The sequence below is a fragment of the Chelatococcus sp. GCM10030263 genome (assembly GCF_042666455.1).
Taxonomy (GTDB): domain Bacteria; phylum Pseudomonadota; class Alphaproteobacteria; order Rhizobiales; family Beijerinckiaceae; genus Chelatococcus.
On record NZ_JBHTDB010000016.1, the window covers coordinates 311,987 to 334,871 of the forward strand.

Consider the following 22,885-nt stretch of genomic DNA (forward strand, 5'->3'; position numbering starts at 1 on the left):
TTTATTCCCGACAGATAGGACTGCGTTCGGCCGCGAGGCGGCAGCGGGCTCTGCGGGGGATGTAGGGCTTGAACCGGGTGACGGGAGAGGTGAGGGGACTAGCGACATCGCTCGTTAGGCCCGCTCCAATGAGGCACTGAGCGCGCCGGCTGGAGCCGCCGGCCGTTAGACCACCATCCGGCGCGATCCAATAGACCGGGTCCGCAGTCGTCGAAGTCGAGCCGATGTCACTCATGAGGTTCGAGGGTGACGGGTGCTCGGCAGGTGCGCCACGGCCTCTGTCAGTTCTCGTCGGCTCGTCCGGCATACTGATCGACTGCCCCCGCCATCTGGAGCATGAGTTTCTCCATGGAGATAGAGTTGTCGCCATAGGGGTAGAAGTCGGACTTGTCACCCTTCTCCCATTTCCGCCGCAGTTCCGGCTCGGTGATATCCCAGTCACGATAGGTTTTTCGTGCCACCTCGCGCAGGTCCGCATGCAATTCGGCCATGGATGGGCGGCCCCAATAATAGTAACCGTTATAGACCTTGTGGACCTCGAGATTTCGGCCGAGCACGATCGTGTGCGGGATCATCACGTCGTGCGAAGTGTCGGTGTATTCTTTAATGTCGAGGTCCTTCTGTACGATCCGCTCTTCATCGTAAAGGAAGGGCCAGGGGGCTGCGGTCTGCTGGCGATAGTTGTTCGTGGTGTGCCAGTCGTCAGTGGTGATGGTGACGACCTGAGTGTAGCCGACCACGAATTGGGGGTGGAAGCGCACGAGCTCCAGCATGTGCCGACGGTCTTTCGGGCAGAAAAAGCCACGTGTCAGCACCAAGATCATGATCTGGTCGCTTTGGAGGTCCGATAGGCGCCGAGGCGTCTTCGTGTGATCGGGAAGGATGTAGTCGGGGAACTTCCCACCCGCCGCTATGTCCTGTCTCATGAGGCTCACTTCCGGCATTGTGGCGCATTCCTCTCGTTAACCGGGGTTCGGGCAGCATGTTCCACTCCGTGTTGGCAGCCAACGGCGTGCCGTGACCGCGCGCGCCGAGGAACGCCATGACCCGATGCTCATGCGCTTTTGCAAGCGCACGGTCTGGCATCTGCAAGGGAATCGCGTTCTTCTGGGGGCCGGCTCGGACGACGAAGGATATAATCATGCGGCACGTCATCCTAACCGCCATCATGTCGCTCATGAGCGCGGGCTCTGCGGCGGCCAGTTTTTCCACCTGCATCGCCGATCTCCGGGAGAGCGCGGTGCGCGCCGGCATCGACCGGGCGGTGGTGTCGCGGGCGCTCGCCCTCTCCGAGCCCGACGAGAAGGTGCTGCGCCTCTCGAAGGTTCAGCCGGAGTTCAAGACGCCGATCTGGGATTATCTCGGCTTTCTGGTCGACGAGCAGCGCGTCAGCGAAGGCCGGGCCATGATGCGCCGTTACGATCGCGTCCTGCGCGCGGCGGAGCGGCGCTTCGGTGTCGACCGCCACGTCATCGCCGCGGTCTGGGGCGTCGAAACCGATTATGGCAAGGAAGCCGGCGACAGCTTCCTGCCGCATGCCTTGGCGACGCTCGTCTGCGAGGGAGGTTCGCGGCAGCGCTTCTGGACCGGCGAACTCATGGCCGCGCTCAAGCTGGTCGATCGCGGCGATCTCCAGCTCGATGAACTTTACGGCTCCTGGGCCGGCGCTTTCGGGCAGACCCAGTTCATCCCGACTACTTATCAGCGGCTCGCGGTCGATTTCGACGGTGACGGGCGACGCGATCTCGTCAAATCCGTCGCCGATGCGCTCGGTTCGACCGCGAATTACCTGAAGCGCGCGGGATGGCGCAGCGGTGAACACTGGATGATCGAGGTCCGTGTGCCGGAGGGCTATCGCGGGCCGACGGGCCGGGGCAGGCGGGCGTCGCTCTCGGCTTGGGCTGCACGCGGGCTGACCCGTGCCGATGGCGCACGGCTCCATGGCGCCGACCATGCAGGGCTTCTGCTGCCGGCCGGGGCCAACGGTCCGGGCTTTCTCGTCTTCCGCAATTTCAATGCGATCTATTCCTATAATCAGGCGGAATCCTACGCGCTCGCCATTTCCCATCTCGCGGACCGGCTCGCCGGAATGCCGCCGCTCAGAACCCCGTGGCCGACGGACGACCCGGGGCTGACCCGCGCGCAACGCCTTCAACTGCAGAAGCTGCTGCTCGCCAATGGCTATGCCATCGGCGAGGCGGATGGGAAAATCGGCCCGGCATCGCGCGCGGCCATCGCCGCAGCGGAGAAGCGCCTGGGCATGCCGCCGACGGGCAGGGCGGGGCAGAAGATCTATCGCGCATTGGGTGGGCGATAGCACCCGCTGTACCTTCTCATGACCGCCGGTTCACGTCGCAGTGTAGCGGCATACCGCGGCTGCGGGCGTCATAAGTTTTCGGTGCACCGGTTGCGTTAAGCATAATTGCACATTGACCCGACGCCGCGATTCGGCAGGATGCATTTGTGGCGAACAGGGGCGGGGTGGCGTGCAAATGACGCGCGAGAAAGCGCTGACGCGCAGACAATTGGTCGCCGGGGCGATCGCGGCAGGCGGTGTGGTGCTGTCGCGGCCGGCAACGGCACAAACGGTTGATCCATCCGCGTATTTCGCGGGATCGGCCATGGACAACAGCATGGTCTATCGCAAGACGAATTTTGCGATGATCCAGCCAGTGTGGCGACGTCAGCTCGTCAAATACTATAGCGACGAGCCGCCCGGTACCGTGGTCGTCGATACCAATCACCACTTTCTCTATCTGATCTTCGAGAATAAGACGGCCCTGCGCTATGGCGTCGGCGTCGGCCTCGAAGGCTTCCAATGGTTCGGGCGGGCCGAGATCGACCGCAAGGCGGCCTGGCCGAATTGGGTGCCGCCGCCGGAAATGCTCAAGCGCCGCCCTGATCTGCCCCGTTTCGTGGCCGGCGGCCCGGACAATCCGCTGGGGCCGCGGGCGCTCTATCTCTATCGCAACGGCACGGATCTGGGCTACCGCATCCATGGCACGGTGGAGCCTTGGAGTATCGGTTCGGACGTCTCAAGCGGCTGTATCCGCATGTTTCCAGAAGACGTCATGGATCTTTATCAGCGCTGTCCGATCGGCACGAGGGTGCTCGTGCTGAAGCATATCGCTGCACGCGGAGCATAGGGCGGCCTGCCATCAGGGCAGGGCAAGTCTGCCATCAGGGCAGGACAAGTGTTCTCGGCCAGAGGGGGCTGACGTGATTGAATTGTTGCTTCGTGTGCGCCGTAGCGGCGCGCTCGCCTTTGCGCTCGTGGCTGCATTGGCCACGGCGGGTTGCGTCAGCGGCCCAATGGCGGGGGCGCCCAAGGCCACTGCCAATGTTCAGGATGCTCCGGTCGGCGCGGGCGTCGACGTGCCGCCCGGGTCCAACGAGGACTGGATCGTCAATGTCGGCCGCCGCACCTATTTCAAGGAAGGCTCGGCGACGCTGGACGACACCGCCAAGGTGACCCTCGACCACCAGGCCGAGTGGCTCGCCCGCTACCCGCGCTGGAAGGTGAAGGTGCAAGGCTTCTCCGACGATCCCGGGTCCGAGGCGGCCAATATGGCGCTGAGCATGAAACGGGCCGAGGCGGTGCGCGATTATCTCGTCGCCCAGGGCGTCGCTCCGCAGCGCACCCGGGTGAAGGGCTATGGCCGCACGGCCGAGCGGCTGGTGCGTGACTGCCCCGACATCTCCTGCAAGTCCCAGAACCGTCGTGTCATCACCAATCTCGAAGGCGACGAGGATATCTGAGGAAGCAGCACCGGCTGTCCTCTCCTTTTGCGGTGTCGTGATCTAAGATCGCGCTCAGCAAGCGGGGAGACGAGCTCATGACGATGCCTGGCCGGGTCGGATCGACGTTAGCGGTGCTGGTTGTGCTGGCGCTGGTCGCGCCCTCACGACCGCAGGCCCAGGCGCTCGCTCCAGCGCCGGAGGCGCCGGTCGGCCGCAGTCAGCACGTCCTCGGTACGGCGCGGCATTTCATGGTCGCGGCCGCCAATCCCGTTGCGGCGGAAGCCGGCCGCGAAATTCTGCGCGCCGGCGGCAGCGCCGTGGATGCGGCGATTGCCGTGCAGCTCGTGCTCAATCTCGTCGAGCCGCAGAGTTCGGGCATCGGCGGCGGCGCCTATATGCTGCACTGGGACCAGGCAAAGCATGCGCTGACCTCGCTCGATGGCCGCGAGACGGCGCCGGCGGCGGCGAAGCCGGACCGCTTCATGACGCCGGACGGCAAGCCCATGCCCTTCATGCAGGCGGTTGTCGGCGGCCGCTCTGTCGGGGTGCCCGGCACCCCGCGGCTTCTCGAAGAAGCGCACAAGCGCTGGGGGCGCCTTCCCTGGGCGAGCCTCATTCAGCCCGCCATCCGCCTCGCCGAGAACGGCTTCACCATTTCGCCGCGTCTCAACGGGCTGTTGAGCAAAGAGAGGGCGCTGCAGGACAATCCCACGGCGCGCGCCTATTTCTATGAGGCGGACGGCAGCCCGAAGCCGGTCGGCACGGTGCTCAAGAATCCGGCCTTCGCCGCGACTTTGCGGACCATCGCGGAGAAGGGGGCGGAAGCCTTCTACAGCGGCTCGATCGCCGAAGACGTCGTCGCGACCGTCAAGGGACACCCCACCAATCCGGGCGACATGACGCTCGCCGATCTCGCGGCATATCGGGTGGTGGAGCGTGCGCCGATCTGTGGGCCCTACCGGGCCTATACCGTCTGCGGCATGGGGCCATCGAGCTCGGGCGGCATCGCGGTGGCGCAGATTCTCGCCATGCTCGCGACCCAGAATCTGGCGCGCATGGGGGAGGGGCCGGAGGCGGCCCATTGGATCGCGGAGGCAAGCCGCCTCGCCTATGCCGATCGCGCGCAATATCTCGGTGATCCGGATTTTCTCTCCATCCCGGTGCGCGGACTGCTCGACCCCGGCTATCTCGCGAGCCGGGCCGCCTTGATCAGCCCGGAGCGCTCCATGGGCCGGGCTGAGCCCGGCGAGCCGCCCTTCGCGCGCAAGTCGGAGCTTGCCCCTTCCGAGGGCGTCGAGCATGGCACGAGCCATATCTCCGTGGTCGATGCCGACGGCAATGCGGTGTCCATGACGACCACCATCGAGAGCGGCTTCGGCGCGCGGCTCATGACCAAGGGCGGCTTTCTGCTCAACAACGAATTGACGGATTTTAACTTCCTGCCGACGGAAGCCGGCAAGCCGGTCGCGAACCGGGTGGAACCGGGCAAGCGCCCGCGCAGCTCCATGGCGCCGACCATCGTCTTCGACGCCTTCGACCGACTTTATGTCGTCACCGGCTCGCCGGGCGGCAGCCAGATCATCAATTTCGTGGTGAAGACGCTGGTCGGACTGCTCGACTGGAAGCTTGATCCGCAGGCCGCCGTCGACTTGCCGAATTTCGGCAGCCGCAACGGCCCGACCGAGATCGAGGCCGGCACCGCGGCGGAGGCCTGGAAGGCGCCGCTCGAAGCGCGCGGCCATAAGGTGACAGTGCTGCCCATGGAATCCGGCATCCAGGCGATCGTCCTGACGCCCTCTGGCTTCCTGGGCGGCGCCGACAGCCGCCGCGAAGGCGTCGCGATCGGCGATTGAGCCGGATCACACCTGCCGGTCAGATCTGCGATGATTTCGACGGATGGCCGGGTCGCCCCGTGATGTTCTCGTCATTTGACGGATAGTCCGGCTCTTCCTCGTCCTGCTCGTTGGGCGGGCTCTGTTGGGCGTTTTCGATATCCTGCTGGTCGTTGCCGGTGATCCGGTTGCCGCGCAGCTCTTCGACGATTTCGGCATCGTTCAGCAGCCGCTCGTCGGTGGTGCCGGTCTGCTGATGGCCGCGCGTGGTGTCGCGCCCCATGCCTGTTCCGGCGCCAGTGTTCCCTCGGAATCCGGGGTTGCGTGCCATGGTGGTTCTCCTGTCCTGACAAAGCTTTAGGCCGGCTGGCCCTCTCCGCTGAACGTCTTGGCCCCGATATGGTTGCGACAACAGCTCCGGAACGCCGATCCGCTCCGCCCGTTATGGACAGGTACTCTGCTGACCGCGGGCTGCCTGGCGCCTGGAGACGTCGCGTGCTCAAGGACAAGACCTGGAACGACGATGAGGCTGGACAGGACGAGACGCCGCGCCGCGGCCGCCTTCGCCGGCTCGTCGCGCAGCGGCCATTCCTGACCGCGAGCATCGTGTTCGGCACTCTCGTGCTGATCGCCGCAGGGGCCATCTGGTGGCTCTATGCCCGCCAGTTCGAAACCACCGACGATGCCTTCATCGATGCCCGCACGGTCGCCATCAGCGCCGAGGTGAGCGGCGCGATCACGGAGGTTCCCGTGACCGACAATCAGATGGTCGAGGCCGGCGCGGTGCTCGCGCGCGTCGATCCGCGCGACTATCAGGCGGCGCTCGACCAGGCAAAGGCGCAGGCCGAACAGGCGGAAGCCGCCATCGCCAATGTGGAGGCGCAGATCGGCGCCCAAGAGGCGCAGATCGAGCAGGCGCAGAAGCAGGTGAGCGAGGCCGAGGCGGCGCTCACCTTTGCGCAGGACGAGGCCAAGCGCTACACCGACCTCCTCGAACGCGGCTCAGGCACCGAGCAGCGCGCGCAGCAGGCGACCACGGATCTCGCCCAGCGGCAGGCGGCGCTCGCCAGCGCCAAGGCCGCCGCGACCGCAGCCGAGCGGCAGCTCGCCGTGCTGCGGGCGCAGGGACAGAACGCCCGGGCGCAGCTCGACCAGGCGCATGCGGCCGAGGAGCAGGCGCAGGCTAATCTGTCGCGCGCCGTCGTGACGGCGCCTGTCGCCGGCCGCGTGACGAAGCTCTCCGCGGCCAAGGGCGGCCATGCCGCGCCGGGCCAGGCACTGATGATGCTCGTGCCGCGCGAGATGTGGGTGACCGCCAATTTCAAGGAGACGCAACTCGGCCGCATGCGGCCCGGCCAGCCGGTGACCATCTCCCTCGACGCCTATCCGGAGGCCGATCTCAAGGGGCACATCGACAGCATCCAGTCCGGCAGCGGCACGGCCTTCAGCCTGCTGCCGGCGGAGAATGCCACCGGCAATTACGTGAAGGTGGTGCAGCGCGTGCCGGTGAAGATCGTCTTCGACGAGCCGCCGAGCGCGGTGATCGGCCCGGGCATGTCGGTGGTGCCCTCCGTCAGGATCAGGAACCGCATGTGGCCGTGAGCAGCGGCGGTGAGGAGAGCCGCTCGGCGGCGGGCGGCCGCAATCCGTGGATCATCGCCGTCGTCGTCTCGATCGCCACCTTCATGGAGGTGCTCGACGCCTCCATCGCGAATGTGGCGTTGCGCCATATCGCAGGGTCGCTCGCCGCCGGCGCCGACGAAAGCACCTGGGTGCTGACGAGCTATCTCGTCTCGAACGCGGTCATCCTGCCGATCAGCGGTTGGCTCTCGTCGGTCGTTGGACGCAAGCGCTTTTACATGACCTGCGTCGCCTTGTTCACGGTGAGCTCGTTTCTCTGCGGCATCGCGACGAGCCTGTCGATGCTCATCGTCTTTCGCGTGCTGCAGGGGCTCGGCGGGGGTGGGCTTGCGCCGAGCGAACAGTCGATGCTCGCCGACACCTTCCCGCCGGAGAAGCGCGGACAGGCCTTCGCGCTCTACGGCATCGCCGTCATCGTCGCGCCGACGGTCGGCCCGACGCTCGGTGGCTGGATCACCGACAATTTCTCCTGGCACTGGATTTTCTTCATCAATGTGCCGATGGGGCTCATGTCGCTCGCCCTCGTCCATTGGCTCGTCGTCGAGCCGGGGATCCTCGAACGAGAGCGGCGCGAGCGCCTGAGGGAGGGCCTCAAGGTGGACTGGGTGGGCTTCCTTCTGGTCGCCGCCTGGCTCGGCTGCCTCGAGGTCGTGCTCGATAAGGGCCAGCGCGAGGACTGGTTCGAGTCGAGTTTCATCATCACCTTTGCGGCGATCTCCCTCGTCTCGCTCGTGCTGTTCATTCCTTGGGAGCTTTCGCGCAAGGATCCGATCGTCGATGTGCGCCTGCTGTTCCATCGCCAGTTCGGCACGTCCTGCCTCGTCATGCTGGCGGTCGGGGCGATCCTCTTCTCCTCGACGCAGTTCCTGCCGCAGCTCCTGCAGACCAATTTCGGCTACACCGCCATGCTGTCGGGGCTTGCCATGATGCCGGGCGGGCTCGCCATGCTCGTTCTCATGCCGCTCGCCGGCGGCCTCACCGGCGTCGTGCAGCCGAAATATCTGATCGCCGGCGGCACGCTTATCGTCGCGGCGGCCATGTGGCACCTCACGAGCCTCTCGCCAGAGGCTGACTTCGCCTATTTCGCCTGGGCGCGCGTGTTCCAGATGATCGGGCTGCCGTTCCTGTTCATCCCGATCACCACGGCGTCCTACGCCGGCCTGCCGCCGGACAAGTCGAGCGAGGCGGCGGCGCTCATCAATGTGGCACGCAATCTCGGAGGCAGCATCGGGATTTCGATGGCGACGACCGTGCTCGCGCAGCGCTCGCAGTTCCACCAGTCGCGGCTCGTCGAGAACGTGGCGCCGTCCTCTTTGAACTACCAGCAGGCCATGCAGCACATCACCGGCTATTTCACGGGGCAGGGGGCGACGGATGCGGTGGCATCCCAGCAGGCGACGGGTTGGATCGGCCAGCTCGTCACGACCCAGTCGACGCTGATCGCCTATACGGATGTCTTTGCCGGGCTTGCCATCGTCGCGCTCTGTGTCGCGCCGCTCGCCCTCATTCTGCGCCGCGTCGAGGGCGGGAGCGCGAGCCCGGCCGTGTGAGGGAAGGGCGCCGGCGGCTGGTTTGCCGCGGCCCGCCGCGCTGGCCCGCCTCGCTATAGGCGTAGCGATCGCGGATGCGAAAATTGAAGAAGCGGCCCTTCGAATCCGACGCGAGGAAGGCGCGGTAAACGTCGGGCGGAACGTCGAAATAATTGTAAGTCGTGGTCTCGCGGAAGGCGATCGTCAGGACCCGCTTGCGGCGGTCATAATCGATCCAGTCGATGGCTGACGATGTAACCGCCGGCATCCCTCGCCTCCATGCTTCCCATGAGGAACGCGGGCCGAGCGGGGAGGTTGCAGGCACATCGGCTCGTGCCAGCGGCAGAACGGCTTCTCAGCTGTTGCGGCCAGCTGGTCCTGTGCACGCGTGGGCTCCGACAGCGTCAGCCACACTGCCACGAATACGACTGTCGAACCCCTGCTGGCGCGATCTCAATTTCCCGCGGGCACGGGACAGCCGAGATCACCTTCCTTGCAGCTCAGATATTGTTTGAAGTCCGCCACGCGCTTCGTCGTCAGGGCACCGAGGCAGCCGGCGTTCACCATGGGATAGATGCTTCCGCCTTCCGAGCGCGAGGTGGCGAATCGGCATTCGGCATCGCGGAAAGCCACCCAGCTCCGTTGCGCAGCGACGAACCGCTTTTTGGACTCGGTATCGTCGCCCAGCCGCTGAGAGATTTGCTGGTAAAGCTTGTTGAGCTCGGCATCTGCGGCTTTGTAGGACTTATCAGCGCAAGCGTTGATATCGGTCTGTGTCTTTGCCTTGTCCAAGCATTCGTCTGCGGAAGCCGCTTGGAGCGACAGAAGCATCAAGGCAGCGGCTACACTAAAGCGTCTCATGGCTTCTCCTCAGCTTTGGCGAGCAATGCCGCCGGTCACCCTCATCTCGCGCCGCGTGGAGCGGGGACGCGCGAGGGCGGCCGTTTGAGGCAGGGGCGTCGCCTCAAGGTCTGGCGGTCTCGCGGATGGTGATCGTCAGGACGCGCCAGCGTCGAGTGTAATCGATACAGTCGGTGGCCGACGATGAGACTGCTGACATCCCTCCCTCTGTGCTTCTCAAGGAGGAACGTGGGCCGCGCGGGTTGCGTTAGATGGCGCGGTTGGCCTCCGCTGAGCACAAAACGGCGCGAGGGCGGATCAAACTGAGGCGCTGACCATTCGCGCTAACCTGTCGCGGCAAAGAAGGCCGGTTAGTCGAACAACCCGGGCTGATCCGGATCAGGTGAACGACTGTCCGGTCGCTCTTCCGGCCGGGGAGAAGCCGGCGCGCCCCGTAGTTCCGCAACCGCTTGAAAGTAGCCCTCCGCAAAACACTCCAGCATCTCGACTTTACGGCGGTCGTCGAGGCGGATGATATCGCGCGCGTCGACAACGCGCAGGGTACGTTCCTGCTTAGGACCGGGGCAGCTGAAATCCAAGATCTCGAACCGAGCTGTTTCCAGGTCAGGATCTTGCATCAAGATTTCATCCACAAGCGTGACAAATAATGCCAAGCGTTCCTTCGCAAGAGGATTTGTGCGCCAAAAGCTAAACCAGGGGAAATAAAGCTGTCCGCCGACGCCGTAGATCAAGGGCGGTTCAAATGGCACCATAAGGCCGCGACCTACCGGATAATAACGTTTGCCGACAGTTTGGTAGAAATCAGGTGAGACGTCAGAAAAATGGTTGCGAATGAGAGGCAACACACTAAGAAGATTCTGGCGGACGTTCTCACGTTTGATTCTTCGAATTCCCTTCTCCACCTCATCGTAAGGGACGCCGAGTACCAGCATGTCCTGGACTGCGGCATACAGTGGATTGTAATTGAAATGCGGCGGGTTGCGAGCCAGTTGAACTAACGCGCGTGCGATGGCTGTCGGCTGTTGATTCCAGTTCCGAGCGAGATGTTGAACGGAGGGGACGCGCAAGTCTGCCATATAATAGTCACCTATTGAATGGAGTTGGGGCACGTTGCCTTGGAGTAAAATTCCTGAATTTTGACATCATCAATTTTCATGCCGGGATTCACTCTTCCCCCGTGATTCCATACAGAATGCCAGGGTCCGCCCTCCGCGTGACTTAATTCGACAAGGTCGCTAGCACGAAGCCGCGAGTAGAACGCAACAATCTGGTTTAGCAATGTCTCCGTCTGCGTATCGAAAGCATATTGCACAACTTCACTTTGGCCATTGCGAGGGTTGATTTGAGTGGCGCGACCGGCAATTGCCAATCGGTCAAACTTTCTGAACTCGCGATAGAGATAAGGTAGGACCGGCCCATACTCCCAAGCCTCGAATTTATGACGTACGAGAGGCCGGCCTAATTCGATTAGCGACCAGACATGGCAGAAGTACACAATCTTCTGCAGCGAGAGGTTGGTCACCGCCCGACCGTTCCTATCGCAGAAGTCGAGTATGAAATTGGCGATGGCGCGTCCGTCGTAGCCGCCCATCAGTCAATGTCCTCATTCGTTCTGGAGTTGTTGCTCTCGTCTTAGCAGCGTGTTTATAGACTATTTGAGTCTCGGAGAGCATCTCAGCTGCAGCCCGTCGTGCTGCCGCAGGTATCACATTTCATGCAGGTGCCGTTGCGGACCAGTGAGAAGTTGCCGCATTCGGAGCAGGCCTCGCCCTCATAGCCCTTCATGCGGGCTTCCGCCCGGCGGTCGGCGATGCTGCGCACCGCCGTCGGGGTCGCGAAGCCGAGCGACGAGAAGGCCTCGTCGCCAACGGGCTCGATCGCCTCGTCCGCCTCCACATCCTCCTGCGGCTCGCCCTTCAGCGCGGTCGCGCCGGCGCTCGTGAAGGCGACGACCGTGCCGGCGCCACCCTGCGCCGTCGGCGTCTTGCCGCCATCGCGCTTGTCGCCGGGTATGGACATGAAATTGGTCGGCCGGCCGCGCACGAAGCCTTTCGAGACGACCTGCTGGCCCTGTGAGCCTTCCGGCGCTTTGCCCTGGTCCTCGCCCTTGCCGATCACGTCGAAGCCGATCTCGCTCGGATCCACATGGGCGAGGTCGTAACGGCCGAGATAGCTGATCGCGAGCTCGCGGAAGACATAGTCGAGGATCGAGGTGGCGTTCTTGATCGACTGGTTGCCCGCCACGAAGCCCGCCGGCTCGAATCGCGTGAAGGTGAAGGCCTCCACATATTCCTCGAGCGGCACGCCATATTGCAGGCCGAGCGACACGGCGATGGCGAAGTTGTTCATCATCGCCCGGAAGGCCGCGCCCTCCTTGTGCATGTCGATGAAGATCTCGCCGAGACGCCCGTCGGTATATTCGCCGGTGCGCAGATAGACCTTGTGGCCGCCGACCACCGCCTTCTGGGTGTAGCCCTTGCGGCGATCCGGCATCTTCTCCCGCTCGCGCACCCGCTCGACGCGCTCGATGATCTTCTCGACGATGCGCTCGGCGACCTGGCTCGTGCGTGCCGCCGTCGGCTGGGCGAGGAGGGCCTCGACGGCATCCTCGACCTCGTCCTCCTCGTCGCTGATCAGCGCGGAATTCAGGGGCTGCGAGAGCTTCGAGCCGTCGCGGTAGAGCGCATTGGCCTTCAGCGCCAGCCGCCAGGAGAGGAGATAGGCCTGCTTGCAGTCCTCCACCGTCGCGTCATTCGGCATATTGATCGTCTTGGAGATCGCGCCGGTGATGAAGGGCTGCGCCGCCGCCATCATGCGGATGTGGCTCTCGACCGAGAGATAACGCTTGCCGGTGCGCCCGCAAGGATTGGCGCAGTCGAAGACCGGGTAGTGCTCGGGCTTCAGATGCGGCGCGCCTTCCAGCGTCATCGCTCCGCAGATGTGGATATTGGCGGCGTCCACATCGGCCTTGCTGAACCCGAGATGGGTGAGGATGTCGAAGGCCGGGTCGGCGAGCTTGTCGGCCGGGATCTTCAGGGTGCCGGTGAGGAAATCCTCGCCGAGCGTCCATTTATTGAAGACGAATTTGATGTCGAAAGCCGACTTGAGACCGGCCTCGACGGCGGCGATCTTCGCCTCCGTGAAGCCCTTGCCGGCAAGCGTCGTGCGGTTGATGGCGGGTGCCTGGGCGAGCGAGGCATGGCCGACCGCATAGGCCTCGATCTCGGCGATCTCCGCCTCGCTGTAGCCGAGCACGCGCAATGCGTCCGGCACGGCGCGGTTGATGATCTTCCAATAGCCGCCGCCGGCGAGCTTCTTGAATTTCACCAGCGCGAAATCGGGCTCGATGCCGGTTGTGTCGCAGTCCATGACGAGGCCGATTGTGCCGGTCGGCGCGATCACCGTCGTCTGGGCGTTGCGATAGCCGTTCTTCTCGCCGAGCGTGAGCGCCTTGTCCCAGGCAGCGACCGCATGCTCGACGAGAAGTCGGCCGAGCGAGCCGACCTTCGCCGCGGAGGCATGGTCGAGCGGCACCGGATTGGTGTCGAGCGCCTCATAGCCAACCGCCTCGCCGCGGGCCGCGCGGCGATGATTGCGGATGACGCGCAGCATATGCGACGCGTTCTTGGCATAGCCGGGGAAGGGGCCGAGCTCGCCCGCCATTTCGGCGGAGGTCGCATAGGAGGTGCCGGTCATGATGGCGCTGAGCGCCCCGCAGAGCGCGCGCGCTTCCGCCGAGTCATAGGGCAGGCCCATGGTCATGAGCAGGCCGCCGATATTCGCATAGCCCAGGCCGAGCGTGCGGAACTCGTAGGAGAGCTCGGCGATCGCCTTCGACGGGAACTGCGCCATGGTGACGGAGATCTCGAGGACGAGCGTCCACAGCCGGCAGGCGTGTTCATAGGCTTCGACGTCGAACGCGCGCGCGGCGCGGTCGTAGAACTGCAGCAGATTGGCCGAGGCCAGATTGCAGGCCGTGTCGTCCAGGAACATGTATTCCGAGCACGGATTCGACGCGACGATTGGGCCCGAGGCGGGGCAGGTGTGCCAATCGTTGATGGTGGTGTGGAACTGGATGCCCGGATCGGCCGAGGCCCAGGCGGCATGGCCGATCTTTTCCCAGAGGTCGCGCGCCTTCAGCGTCTTCACGGGCTTGCCCGTCAGGCGGGCGGTCAGCTGCCAGTCCTTGTCCTCGGCGACGGCGTTCAGGAATTCGTCTGTCACCCGCACCGAATTGTTGGAGTTCTGTCCGGCGACCGTCGCATAGGCCTCCGAATCCCAGTCGGTGTCATAGACGTCGAAGGCGATGTCGGTGTAGCCCTGCCGGGCGAACTGGATGACGCGCTTGATATAGTTGTCCGGCACGAAGGCGCGGCGCGCCAGCCGGATCTCGCGCTTCAGAGCCGGGTTCTTCTCCGGGTCGAAACAGGAATCGGCGTCGCCCTCGCAGTTGACGCAGGCCTTCATCACCGCCTTGAGGTGCTTGTGGCAGGCCTTGGAGCCGGCCACCAGCGCGGCGACCTTCTGCTCCTCCTTCACCTTCCAGTCGATATAAGTCTCGATGTCCGGGTGATCGACGTCGACAACGACCATCTTGGCGGCGCGGCGGGTCGTGCCGCCCGACTTGATGGCGCCTGCGGCGCGGTCGCCGATCTTGAGGAAGCTCATCAGGCCGGAGGAGCGGCCGCCGCCGGAGAGCTTCTCGCCCTCGCCGCGCAGCCTTGAGAAATTCGAGCCGGTGCCCGAGCCGTATTTGAAGAGGCGCGCCTCGCGCACCCACAGGTCCATGATGCCGCCCTCGTTGACGAGGTCGTCACTGACCGACTGGATGAAGCAGGCGTGCGGCTGCGGATGCTCGTAGGAGGACTTCGACTTCGTCAGCTCGCCGGTCTTGAAGTCCACATAATAGTGGCCCTGGCTCGGGCCATCGATTCCATAAGCCCAATGCAGGCCGGTGTTGAACCACTGCGGCGAGTTGGGCGCCACCATCTGGTTCGCCAGCATGAAGCGCAACTCGTCGAAGAAGGCGCTCGCGTCCTCCTCGGACGAGAAATAGCCGCCCTTCCAGCCCCAATAGGTCCAGCAGCCGGCGAGTCGGTCGAAGACCTGCTTCGCCGAGGTCTCGGACGTGTAGCGCTCGGCCTCCGGCAGTTCCGCCAGCGCCTTCTCATCGGCGACGGAGCGCCACAGGAAGGAGGGGACGTCATTCTCCTCCACCCGCTTCAGCCGCGCTGGCACGCCGGCCTTGCGGAAGTATTTCTGGGCGATGACGTCGGTCGCCACCTGGCTCCAGCTCTCCGGCACGTCGATGGCGTCGAGCTTGAAGACAGTCGAGCCGTCGGGATTGCGGATCTCGCTCGAGGCGACCCGGAATTTCATGGAGGAGTACGGGGACTGTCCCGCCTCGGTATAACGCCGCTCGATCCGCATGCTGTGATCCTCGGAGGCGGTCCCCCGCCCTGTCTAGATATTGGTCCTGTGCCTTAAGGCACCAAGCTTGAACGCATCAGTCGACGCCCTACCGAAGACCTGCTTCCCGGGGTTCCGACCAACGCCGCGAATCCGCGTCGCCGGTCGGACATTCAGGCACAGAACAGCGCACGCTGCTCGGCAACGCCGCACGTCGGTGGACTCGACTTTTGAAACTGATCGATCGGGTCGCCAGCGCTACTGCAGCTAACGAAACAGGATCGGAGGTTAGTGCCATCCTCGATCGGGCGTCAATATCTAGTTGCTCGCCGATTTTGAGCCGCTAGGTCTTGACGGCCTCTCTCAAAAATCCGCGCGCCTCTCTGCGCGACGATAAGTGCCCCTGATGTCGAGGAGAATCACCGGTTTGCCGTCATCTGTGGATGGCCTCAGTCTCGTCATCATTTGTTCACCATAATTTATCTATCCACCGTCATCCCCAATGCAGCCTTCGATCCGCTTCGCCGGCAGCCCGGCGGCGGCCGGTGCCTCGCCGCACGCGCCCCATGCGAATCGAGATCAAGCGAGACCTCTCGCCACAAGCCCTGATGCTGGACAGCGGCGGCCGGAAGCGCCATAACCGCAGCAACGGCAGGCCTCTCGGTGGCCTTGGGAATCGGTCATGAAAGACTTTCTTCTGCGCGTCTTCACCTGGTGGAACAGGCAGACGATCGGCACCCAGTTCTGGACATGGCGGAAGGGTGAACTGGTCGGTGAGGACGAGTTCGGCAATCGCTATTACCGGACACGCGGCGGTGCCAAGGATCCGGCGCTCGGCTTCGAGCGCCGCTGGGTCATCTATGCCGATTACGCCGAGGCATCGATGATCCCTCCCGGCTGGCACGGCTGGATGCACCATACCACCGACGTGCCGCCGAGCCGTGACACCTACACGCCTCGTGAGTGGCAGAAGCCGCACCGGCCGAACCTTACCGGCACGGCGGAGGCTTACCGGCCCTCCGGCTCGACCCTGGCGAGCGGCCAGCGCCCGCCTGCGACCGGCGACTACAGCCCCTGGACACCCTGACGGCGGCATTTGCGTCGCCGCGATCGCTACAGGCAGGCAAATTACCGGGAGATCGACAGGAGACTCCCGGATGCCTTTTTTATGGTCGCGGACCTCGCCTATACGCCAGGTCACGCCGGTGGAGTTTTCTCGCCTGTGCGACGCCTTCCAGCAGGACCTGATCGAATGGTTCGTGCTGGGCGCTCGATCTCAGGAGCAGCTGAAGTGGAACAATCGAATTGCCGCGGCTCTGGCGCTGAGTAAATTCTCCTTCGGTTCCGATTACTTCACCTGTGTTATCGGCCGAAAACCAGTCGGGATTGCCGCTGTCACGCGCACAGATGGCTGCTATATCGACATTGGCTTGCTCGCGACCCATCCGGGGCAACAGGGGGCCGGTTCGATCCTCATCGAACATATCGTCAATTTCTGGCCGCCGCAGTCCTTTCACTTGGAACTCGCCCCTCTCAGCGATGCGCGCCCGTTCTACCTGCGGCTCGGCTTCGAGACGCTCGGAAGTCGGGACATGCGTCTCGATGTGACGAAAAGCCCGCAGTGGGTGAGGCTCGGTGGTAAATGGCGCCTGGCCGCATATGTGCATCTGCCGTTCTACGCCGCCGTCGTCGACGCCGTTCCGGCCGCACCATAAAGCCGTCCCACTCGATCGCCATCATGGACGCGCTTCCGCTGGCGTCGTTCATCGTGTTAAGCACGGCAGTGACGCCTTCGCTCCATCCCCGTTGCGGCAAGACACCAGCATGATGTTTCGACGCCTGTCCGCGATGTGTATCGCGGTCGCCCTCTTGAGCGCATCGACCGGAGCGGCTCTAGCCGACAAGATCAAGAATCCGATCGCGGTCTTTTCCGGCCTGGACAAGATCACCGGGCGAATCGTGTCCTTCGAGGCCGCGATCGACGAAACGGTGCAGTTCGGGGCACTGCAGATCACGCCGCGCGTCTGCTACACGCGTCCGGCGACGGAAACGCCCAATACCACCGCCTTCGTCGAGGTGGACGAGATCACCGCATCCAACGAGATCAACCGCATTTTCGCAGGTTGGATGTTCGCGGCGAGCCCCGGCCTGAGCGGTATCGAGCACCCCGTCTATGATGTCTGGCTGACCGACTGCAGAGGCGGCACGCAAGTCATCGTCGAGCCGAAGGACAGGACGGGCGAGGAGCCGCCGCCGCCCAATGCGCAACCGCTGAACGTGCCGCGTTCGTCTGTCCCGCAGCCGCGCCGGCAGGTCCTGCCACCGTCTGAAGCGCCGCGGCAGCCTCAGCCGATGGCGCCCGCCGAACCGCCCGGCTTCGTTCCGCCCATGCCGATCGGACCCGATCCGGCGCGATAGGCGGTCAGCGCACGCCGAGCGTCTGCAGCGCCAACGCACCGGTGAGGATGGTTTCAGGCGGCCAGGACCACCAGTTGGCAACCTTGCCGAGGGCCGCATCGAGCTGCGCCATATAGGCCTTGCGCGGCACGGCCACGGCGCCGAAGCGTGCCAGATGCGCGGTGACGAATTGCGTATCGAGGAGTTGAAAGCCTCCATGTCGCAGGCGAGCGACGAGATGGACGAAGGCCACCTTGGAGGCGTCGCGCTCGCGATGGAACATGCTCTCGCCAAAAAAGGCCGCGCCGAGCGCAATCCCGTATAGACCGCCCACCAGCCGCCCTTCGCGCCAGACCTCGACCGTGTGGCAATAGCCGCGGTCGAAGAGCTCGCCATAGAGCGCGCGAATGCGGCCGTTGATCCAGGTCTCCTCGCGCCCCTCGCCGGGGGCGGCGCAGCCGGCGATCACCGCGTCGAAATCGCGGTCGATCGCGATCTCGAAATGGTCGGCGGCAATGGTGCGTGCCAGACGATGGGGAACGTGAAAGGAGTCGAGCGGAACGACGCCGCGCTCCTTCGGCTCGACCCAGAAAAGCCCGGGATCGTCGGCGCTTTCGGCCATCGGGAAAAGCCCGTTGGCATAGGCGTTGAGCAGGATCTCGGGCGTGATCTCGGCAGGACGCGTCGTCATGACCACCCAATTCCGGCCAACCGTGGCGGTTCCGGTCAGATGGCGGCCATGATCTCTTCGACGCCGCCCTGATCGAGAAAATGCTCCAGCCAATGAATGTCGTAAAGGCCGTTCTGGATGCTCTGGTTCCGGACCAGCGTCCGGAACAGGGGCAGTGTCGTTTCCACCCCGTCCACCACGAATTCGTCGAGCGCGCGCCTCAGCCGCATCAGGCATTCGGTGCGTGTCCGGCCGTGCACGATGAGCTTGCCGACGAGCGAATCGTAATGCGACGGAATGCGATAGCCCTGATAGACCGCCGAATCGACGCGCACGCCGAGGCCGCCCGGCGGATGGAAATAGGTGATCGTGCCGGGTGAGGGGCGAAAGGTCGCCGGGTGTTCGGCATTGATGCGGCATTCGATGGCATGGCCCTCGATGCGCACGTCTTCCTGCCGGATCGAGAGGGGATTACCGGCGGCGATGCGGATCTGCTCGTTCACCAGATCGATGCCCGTGATCATCTCCGTCACGGGATGCTCGACCTGGATACGCGTGTTCATTTCGATGAAATAGAACTCGCCGTTCTCGTAGAGGAACTCGACCGTTCCCGCGCCGAGATAACCGAGCTCCTGCATGGCCTTGGCCACGACGCTGCCGATTTCCTCGCGCTCGGAGCGGTTGAGGGCAGGTGAGGGGCCTTCCTCCCAAACCTTCTGGTGCCGGCGCTGTAGCGAACAGTCACGCTCGCCGAGATGGATCGCCCCGCCACGGCCGTCGCCGAGCACCTGGATCTCGATATGGCGCGGCTTCTCGAGATACTTCTCGATATAGACCGCATCGTCGCCGAAGGCGGCGAGCGCCTCCGCTCGTGCGGTGGCCAGCGCATGGTGAAGTTCGCCTTCGCTGCGCGCCACCTTCATGCCGCGCCCGCCGCCGCCGGCGGCCGCCTTGATCAGCACGGGATAGCCGACCTCGGCCGCGACCCGCATCGCCTCGCCGTCCTCGGTGATGCCGCCGTCCGAACCGGGGACGCAAGGGATGCCGAGCCGGTGCGCGGTGCGCTTGGCTTCGATCTTGTCGCCCATCAGGCGGATATGTTCCGCCTTCGGCCCGATAAAGCCGATGCCGTGATCGTTCAGGACTTCAGCGAAATGCGCGTTCTCGGAGAGGAAGCCATAGCCCGGATGGACCGCATCGGCCCCGGTGATCTCGCAGGCGGCGATCAACGCGGGGATATTGAGATAGCTTTCGCGGGCCGAGGGCGGTCCGATGCACACGCTCTCGTCAGCGAGACGCACATGCATGGCGTGCTGGTCGGCTGTGGAATGCACCGCAACCGTCGCGATGCCGAGCTCCTTGCACGCCCGCAGAATGCGTAGGGCGATCTCTCCTCGATTAGCGATGAGGATCTTGTCGAACATGGGCCCGGTCATTCGATGACGAGCAACGGCTCGCCGTATTCCACCGGCTGGCCGTCCTCGATCAGGATGGCGGTCACGGTTCCGGCGCGAGGAGCGACGATGTCGTTGAAGGTCTTCATGGCCTCCACGAGGATGAGCTTATCGCCGACTTCGACCCGCGAGCCGATCTCGATGAAGGGCTTGGCCTCCGGCGATGGGCGCAGATAAGCCGTGCCGACCATCGGCGAGGTCACCGTGCCCGGATGATCCGCGTCGGGCTTGGCCGAGGCCGCCACCGGGGCCGTGACGCTAGCGGCGGGAACATGGACAGGCGGAGGTGCAGCGACGGGTACATGCACGGCCGTCGTCACGTTGCGCGCGACGCGGATGCGTAGATCCCCCTTCTCGACTTCGATCTCGGTGAGATCCGTCTCGGCAATCAGGCGCGCGAGTTCGCGCACGAACTCATGATCGATCGGACTTGGTTTGGCCATTGGCACTTTTGTCATGAATGGGTTCCACTACCCGGCGCGGCTGCCGTCGTCTTCGCGGTCCGCGCCTCGACCAAGGGAACGAGCGCATCGAAGGCGAGGTCGTAGCTCGCCGCCCCGAAGCCGCAGATGACGCCCACGGCAACCGGCGCGATCAGCGAGTGGTGACGGAAGCTCTCCCGGGCATGGACATTGGAGAGATGAACCTCGATCGTCAGCGCATCGACGCTCTTGATCGCGTCTCTGAGCGCGATCGAGGTATGTGTATAGGCGGCCGCGTTCAGGATGACCCCGGCACCAGCCAGCCCGGCTTCCTGGATGAAGCTGACGAGCTCACCCTCCACGTTGCTCTGGCGGAAGACGAGCTCCACCTGGCCGCGAGCGGCCGCACGCGCGCGCAGCCGCTGCTCGATATCGGCCAGGGTCAAGCTGCCGTAGACCTGCGGCTCGCGCCGCCCGAGCAGGTTGAGATTGGGGCCGTTGAGGACGTGGATGGCTATCATGCCGGATTGAACGTTCCGTCGTGAGGCTTCGCGACGACCTTGCCGCGAGGCGGCCCTCTTAACGCGAACGTGGCCTGAGGGGAAGGCCCGCGCGCCGCGGGGCCGCTGAAAGCGGTGGGTAGCTTTGCTCGCGATGCGGTCAACAGGTCGTCCGGCCGCACTGGCGAACCGAGGCGATCGCCTTCTGCATGGGCTCGAGGCCGACCGCCCCGAAGACGACGTCGCGCCCAATGACGAAGGCCGGCGTGCCGGTGAGGGACAGCTGGTCGCCGAGAGCGAGGGTCTTCTTGATTTCGTCGCGCAGCTCGGGCGAGGCCGCATCGCGCTGCAGGCGCGCCAGATCGAGACCCATCTCCTTGGCGACTTCCATCGCCCGCTCCTTGCCGACGAGGCCTTTCGAGGTCAGGAGGCGGCTGTGATAGTCGAAGAATTTCTCGCCTTGCAGCTGCTTGCGGGCCGCGAGTGCGAAGAGGGAGGCATCGAGCGACTCCTGCCGGAGGATGGGAAAGTCCTTCAGCACAACCCGCAGATTCGGATCATCCTTGACGAGATTGGCGATGTCGCCCAGCGCGCGCTTGCAATAGCCACAGTTGTAATCGAAAAACTCGACGACCGTGACATTGCCCTTCGGATTGCCGACGACGACGTTGTTCTCGTCGTCGAAAAGCGCCTGGCTGGCGCTCGCCACCGCCTGTTCCTGGGCCTGACGCTGCTGGTCCTGCTGGCGGCGCTCCAGCTCAGCGATCGCCTCCTGCAGAACCTCGGGGTTCTTGAGGAGATAATCGCGGACGACCTGCTCGATCGCCGTCCTTTCCGCAGGCGTCATTTCAGCGGCGGATGCCGGCCCGACCGGGGCGAAAGCGGCAATAGCCGAGATCGCCACGACGGCTGCGGCCGGAAGGCGAAGTTTGGAGAACAGGCGCATGCAGATAATCCAATCATTAGAGCCGTGGAGAAGGCGACACTGAATTATGTCATTTATCCGGCGGACGGGTGGTTGGTTGATAGGCCAGGATATCGTCCGCCCTGAGCCAGGCCGGCGAATTCGGCTTGAGCTTGGCCTTGGCGCGCGAAGCCTGGGTCACGGCCTGGTCCCATTGGCCGAGCGCAAAGTAATATTGCCCGGCGGCCAGTTCGGCCATGCCGATATTGCCTTTGCGGCCATAGGCGGTCGAAAGATCCCGGAAGGCGTCCGCGAACTCCGGTTCGTGTTGAGTGGCGTTGGTGAGCTCGCGGATCGCCTGGTCGAGGAGGCTCGGATCGCCCGACGTAACCAGCGCCCGGCCGAGCATGGCGCGAATGAGCGGGGTCGACGGGGCAAGGGCCACCGCCTGGCGTAAGGGCGCGATCGCCTCACGCGGCCGGCCGCTCTCGAGCAGCACCTGGCCCTTCATCTCCCAGAAATAGGGATTCTTGGGCTGTTCATGCAGAAGGTCGTCCATCTGGGCGATCGCCTCGCGTGAACGCGCCGTGCGATAGGCGAGGATCGCGCGGGCATAGCGGGCGGCGACCGAGCGATCGCTCGGCGGATACCGCCGCATGACCGTCTCCGGGCGTTCAGTGAAACCGGAGAGCTTCGCCCGCATGAGATCGTGGCGAGCCTGCAGGGCCGGCGGGTCCGTGACATTGTAGTAGGGACTCTTGGCCGCGAGGTCCGCGAGATTGGCGATGCGTTCCTGCGGCAGCGGATGGCTCTGCAGATAAGGATCGATCGACGCCGTGCTGAACAGCGCGTTGTTGGCGAAGCCCTTCAGTGTGGACAGCAGCCCCTTCGCCGATTGATGCGTCGCATTGAGGAAGCGCACGGCCGCCTGATCGGCCGCCTGCTCTTCCGAACGTTGATAGGACAGAAGATTGCGTCGCACGAGCTCCTGCGAGCCGACGAGCAAACCGCCCGCGCCCGTGCCGCTCTGGCCGACGCGCCCATTCGCCGAACCGACCAAGGCGCCGGCGCCCAGCAGCAGACCGACGACCGACAGAACCTTGGCATTGGCGAGCTGCTGGTGGAGGCGCGCGAGATGGCCGCCGGCGATATGGCCGGTCTCATGGGCGAGAACGCCGATGATCTCGTTCGGCGTGCGTGTCTCGATCAGCGCGCCGGTATTGATGAAGATCTTCTGCCCGTTGGCGACGAAGGCGTTGAAGGTGGCGTTTTGGATCAGAACGACCTTCACGGCGCTGCCGCGGACATTCGCTGCCTTCAGGATCGGCCTGATATAGTCGCGTAACAGGCTCTCGATTTCCGTGTCGCGCACGATCGGCATCTTGCCGCTGCTCTGGGCAACGGCGGCGTGCGGCGCCAGCGCCAGCGCTGCGCAGCTCACGGCAACGAGGATGCGGCGCAGAAGGCCCGGGCGTTGTCTCGAAAGGGGAGATGCGACGGGTAACGGCTGCATTCGGCTGGGGCA

General features: G+C 64.4%; 22 protein-coding genes. 9 read left to right on the top strand and 13 right to left on the bottom strand.

The features are described from left to right. Window positions 1-281: 281 nt before the first annotated feature. Window positions 282-926: a redoxin domain-containing protein gene (locus ACFQU1_RS23830; RefSeq protein WP_378138339.1), complete on the bottom strand. Its 645-nt coding sequence runs from the start codon at window positions 924-926 to the stop codon at window positions 282-284. Window positions 927-1,141: 215 nt separating this feature from the next. Between ACFQU1_RS23830 and ACFQU1_RS23835 the strand changes: the two genes are divergently transcribed. The 4 genes from ACFQU1_RS23835 (at window position 1,142) to ggt (ending at window position 5,594) form a co-directional block, all read left to right on the top strand. After that, a complete protein-coding gene (locus ACFQU1_RS23835) occupies window positions 1,142-2,317 on the top strand; it encodes a lytic transglycosylase domain-containing protein (RefSeq protein ID WP_378137467.1) in 1,176 nt (391 codons plus the stop codon). Window positions 2,318-2,492: 175 nt separating this feature from the next. Beyond that, window positions 2,493-3,146, top strand: a complete 654-nt coding sequence (locus tag ACFQU1_RS23840; RefSeq protein WP_378137469.1) for a L,D-transpeptidase — start codon at window positions 2,493-2,495, stop codon at window positions 3,144-3,146. A gap of 73 nt (window positions 3,147-3,219) precedes the next feature. Beyond that, window positions 3,220-3,759 (top strand): OmpA family protein, encoded by a 540-nt coding sequence (locus tag ACFQU1_RS23845; protein WP_378137471.1) that lies wholly within the window; start codon window positions 3,220-3,222, stop codon window positions 3,757-3,759. 77 nt (window positions 3,760-3,836) lie between these two features. After that, window positions 3,837-5,594 carry a gamma-glutamyltransferase gene (gene ggt / locus ACFQU1_RS23850; protein ID WP_378137473.1) on the top strand — a complete coding sequence of 586 codons (1,758 nt, stop codon included), beginning with the start codon at window positions 3,837-3,839 and terminating at the stop codon, window positions 5,592-5,594. 19 nt (window positions 5,595-5,613) lie between these two features. On the opposite strand, the gene ACFQU1_RS23855 is transcribed toward ggt, so the two are convergent. Then, window positions 5,614-5,904 carry a hypothetical protein gene (locus tag ACFQU1_RS23855; protein ID WP_378137475.1) on the bottom strand — a complete coding sequence of 97 codons (291 nt, stop codon included), beginning with the start codon at window positions 5,902-5,904 and terminating at the stop codon, window positions 5,614-5,616. Between the two features lie 164 nt (window positions 5,905-6,068). Between ACFQU1_RS23855 and ACFQU1_RS23860 the strand changes: the two genes are divergently transcribed. Further along, entirely contained in the window at window positions 6,069-7,175 is a 1,107-nt protein-coding gene (locus ACFQU1_RS23860; protein ID WP_378137477.1) for an HlyD family secretion protein, read from the top strand. Beyond that, complete coding sequence (locus ACFQU1_RS23865; protein WP_378137479.1) at window positions 7,166-8,764, top strand: DHA2 family efflux MFS transporter permease subunit; 1,599 nt, start codon at window positions 7,166-7,168, stop codon at window positions 8,762-8,764. Before ACFQU1_RS23860 ends, ACFQU1_RS23865 begins: the two co-directional genes overlap by 10 nt. Here ACFQU1_RS23865 and ACFQU1_RS23870 read toward each other — a convergent pair. The 5 genes from ACFQU1_RS23870 to ACFQU1_RS23890 form a co-directional block, all read right to left on the bottom strand. Continuing rightward, on the bottom strand, window positions 8,718-9,011 hold the full coding sequence (locus ACFQU1_RS23870; RefSeq protein ID WP_378137482.1) for a KTSC domain-containing protein: 294 nt from the start codon (window positions 9,009-9,011) through the stop codon (window positions 8,718-8,720). The two genes, ACFQU1_RS23865 and ACFQU1_RS23870, sit on opposite strands and share 47 nt — an antisense overlap. A gap of 185 nt (window positions 9,012-9,196) precedes the next feature. Further along, window positions 9,197-9,604, bottom strand: a complete 408-nt coding sequence (locus ACFQU1_RS23875; protein WP_378137484.1) for a lysozyme inhibitor LprI family protein — start codon at window positions 9,602-9,604, stop codon at window positions 9,197-9,199. Between the two features lie 350 nt (window positions 9,605-9,954). After that, on the bottom strand, window positions 9,955-10,680 hold the full coding sequence (locus tag ACFQU1_RS23880) for a hypothetical protein (RefSeq protein WP_378137486.1): 726 nt from the start codon (window positions 10,678-10,680) through the stop codon (window positions 9,955-9,957). 11 nt (window positions 10,681-10,691) lie between these two features. Then, window positions 10,692-11,195, bottom strand: a complete 504-nt coding sequence (locus ACFQU1_RS23885) for a Panacea domain-containing protein (RefSeq protein ID WP_378137488.1) — start codon at window positions 11,193-11,195, stop codon at window positions 10,692-10,694. Window positions 11,196-11,278: 83 nt separating this feature from the next. Beyond that, window positions 11,279-15,034, bottom strand: a complete 3,756-nt coding sequence (locus tag ACFQU1_RS23890; RefSeq protein ID WP_378137490.1) for a vitamin B12-dependent ribonucleotide reductase — start codon at window positions 15,032-15,034, stop codon at window positions 11,279-11,281. Between the two features lie 661 nt (window positions 15,035-15,695). Here ACFQU1_RS23890 and ACFQU1_RS23895 point away from each other — a divergent pair. The 3 genes from ACFQU1_RS23895 to ACFQU1_RS23905 all read left to right on the top strand — a co-directional run bounded on the left by ACFQU1_RS23895 (window position 15,696) and on the right by ACFQU1_RS23905 (window position 17,431). After that, window positions 15,696-16,100 carry an NADH:ubiquinone oxidoreductase subunit NDUFA12 gene (locus ACFQU1_RS23895; protein ID WP_378137492.1) on the top strand — a complete coding sequence of 135 codons (405 nt, stop codon included), beginning with the start codon at window positions 15,696-15,698 and terminating at the stop codon, window positions 16,098-16,100. Window positions 16,101-16,170: 70 nt separating this feature from the next. After that, on the top strand, window positions 16,171-16,728 hold the full coding sequence (locus ACFQU1_RS23900) for a GNAT family N-acetyltransferase (RefSeq protein WP_378137494.1): 558 nt from the start codon (window positions 16,171-16,173) through the stop codon (window positions 16,726-16,728). A gap of 112 nt (window positions 16,729-16,840) precedes the next feature. Next, the gene (locus tag ACFQU1_RS23905; RefSeq protein ID WP_378138341.1) at window positions 16,841-17,431 is read left to right on the top strand and encodes a DUF2155 domain-containing protein; all 591 of its coding nucleotides are present in this window, start codon (window positions 16,841-16,843) and stop codon (window positions 17,429-17,431) included. A 4-nt stretch (window positions 17,432-17,435) separates the two neighbouring features. On the opposite strand, the gene aat is transcribed toward ACFQU1_RS23905, so the two are convergent. The 6 genes from aat to ACFQU1_RS23935 form a co-directional block, all read right to left on the bottom strand. Beyond that, entirely contained in the window at window positions 17,436-18,101 is a 666-nt protein-coding gene (gene aat / locus ACFQU1_RS23910; RefSeq protein WP_378137496.1) for a leucyl/phenylalanyl-tRNA--protein transferase, read from the bottom strand. Between the two features lie 35 nt (window positions 18,102-18,136). After that, window positions 18,137-19,504, bottom strand: coding sequence for an acetyl-CoA carboxylase biotin carboxylase subunit (gene accC, locus ACFQU1_RS23915; RefSeq protein ID WP_378137498.1), 1,368 nt, complete (start codon window positions 19,502-19,504; stop codon window positions 18,137-18,139). A gap of 8 nt (window positions 19,505-19,512) precedes the next feature. Continuing rightward, a complete protein-coding gene (gene accB, locus ACFQU1_RS23920; RefSeq protein WP_378138343.1) occupies window positions 19,513-19,977 on the bottom strand; it encodes an acetyl-CoA carboxylase biotin carboxyl carrier protein in 465 nt (154 codons plus the stop codon). Between the two features lie 11 nt (window positions 19,978-19,988). Continuing rightward, on the bottom strand, window positions 19,989-20,477 hold the full coding sequence (gene aroQ / locus ACFQU1_RS23925; protein WP_378137501.1) for a type II 3-dehydroquinate dehydratase: 489 nt from the start codon (window positions 20,475-20,477) through the stop codon (window positions 19,989-19,991). Between the two features lie 139 nt (window positions 20,478-20,616). After that, window positions 20,617-21,402: a DsbA family protein gene (locus ACFQU1_RS23930; RefSeq protein WP_378137503.1), complete on the bottom strand. Its 786-nt coding sequence runs from the start codon at window positions 21,400-21,402 to the stop codon at window positions 20,617-20,619. A gap of 49 nt (window positions 21,403-21,451) precedes the next feature. Continuing rightward, window positions 21,452-22,873, bottom strand: coding sequence for a M48 family metalloprotease (locus ACFQU1_RS23935; protein ID WP_378137505.1), 1,422 nt, complete (start codon window positions 22,871-22,873; stop codon window positions 21,452-21,454). Window positions 22,874-22,885 lie beyond the last annotated feature (12 nt).

Coding starts and splice junctions, on each gene's coding strand:
- ACFQU1_RS23830 (WP_378138339.1), bottom strand. CDS start 926: ATGAGACAGGACATAGCGGCGGGTGGGAAGTTCCCCGACTACATCCTT.
- ACFQU1_RS23835 (WP_378137467.1), top strand. CDS start 1,142: ATGCGGCACGTCATCCTAACCGCCATCATGTCGCTCATGAGCGCGGGC.
- ACFQU1_RS23840 (WP_378137469.1), top strand. CDS start 2,493: ATGACGCGCGAGAAAGCGCTGACGCGCAGACAATTGGTCGCCGGGGCG.
- ggt (WP_378137473.1), top strand. CDS start 3,837: ATGACGATGCCTGGCCGGGTCGGATCGACGTTAGCGGTGCTGGTTGTG.
- ACFQU1_RS23855 (WP_378137475.1), bottom strand. CDS start 5,904: ATGGCACGCAACCCCGGATTCCGAGGGAACACTGGCGCCGGAACAGGC.
- ACFQU1_RS23870 (WP_378137482.1), bottom strand. CDS start 9,011: ATGCCGGCGGTTACATCGTCAGCCATCGACTGGATCGATTATGACCGC.
- ACFQU1_RS23875 (WP_378137484.1), bottom strand. CDS start 9,604: ATGAGACGCTTTAGTGTAGCCGCTGCCTTGATGCTTCTGTCGCTCCAA.
- ACFQU1_RS23880 (WP_378137486.1), bottom strand. CDS start 10,680: ATGGCAGACTTGCGCGTCCCCTCCGTTCAACATCTCGCTCGGAACTGG.
- ACFQU1_RS23885 (WP_378137488.1), bottom strand. CDS start 11,195: ATGGGCGGCTACGACGGACGCGCCATCGCCAATTTCATACTCGACTTC.
- ACFQU1_RS23890 (WP_378137490.1), bottom strand. CDS start 15,034: ATGCGGATCGAGCGGCGTTATACCGAGGCGGGACAGTCCCCGTACTCC.
- ACFQU1_RS23895 (WP_378137492.1), top strand. CDS start 15,696: ATGAAAGACTTTCTTCTGCGCGTCTTCACCTGGTGGAACAGGCAGACG.
- ACFQU1_RS23900 (WP_378137494.1), top strand. CDS start 16,171: ATGCCTTTTTTATGGTCGCGGACCTCGCCTATACGCCAGGTCACGCCG.
- ACFQU1_RS23905 (WP_378138341.1), top strand. CDS start 16,841: ATGTTTCGACGCCTGTCCGCGATGTGTATCGCGGTCGCCCTCTTGAGC.
- aat (WP_378137496.1), bottom strand. CDS start 18,101: ATGACGACGCGTCCTGCCGAGATCACGCCCGAGATCCTGCTCAACGCC.
- accC (WP_378137498.1), bottom strand. CDS start 19,504: ATGTTCGACAAGATCCTCATCGCTAATCGAGGAGAGATCGCCCTACGC.
- accB (WP_378138343.1), bottom strand. CDS start 19,977: ATGGCCAAACCAAGTCCGATCGATCATGAGTTCGTGCGCGAACTCGCG.
- aroQ (WP_378137501.1), bottom strand. CDS start 20,477: ATGATAGCCATCCACGTCCTCAACGGCCCCAATCTCAACCTGCTCGGG.
- ACFQU1_RS23930 (WP_378137503.1), bottom strand. CDS start 21,402: ATGCGCCTGTTCTCCAAACTTCGCCTTCCGGCCGCAGCCGTCGTGGCG.
- ACFQU1_RS23935 (WP_378137505.1), bottom strand. CDS start 22,873: ATGCAGCCGTTACCCGTCGCATCTCCCCTTTCGAGACAACGCCCGGGC.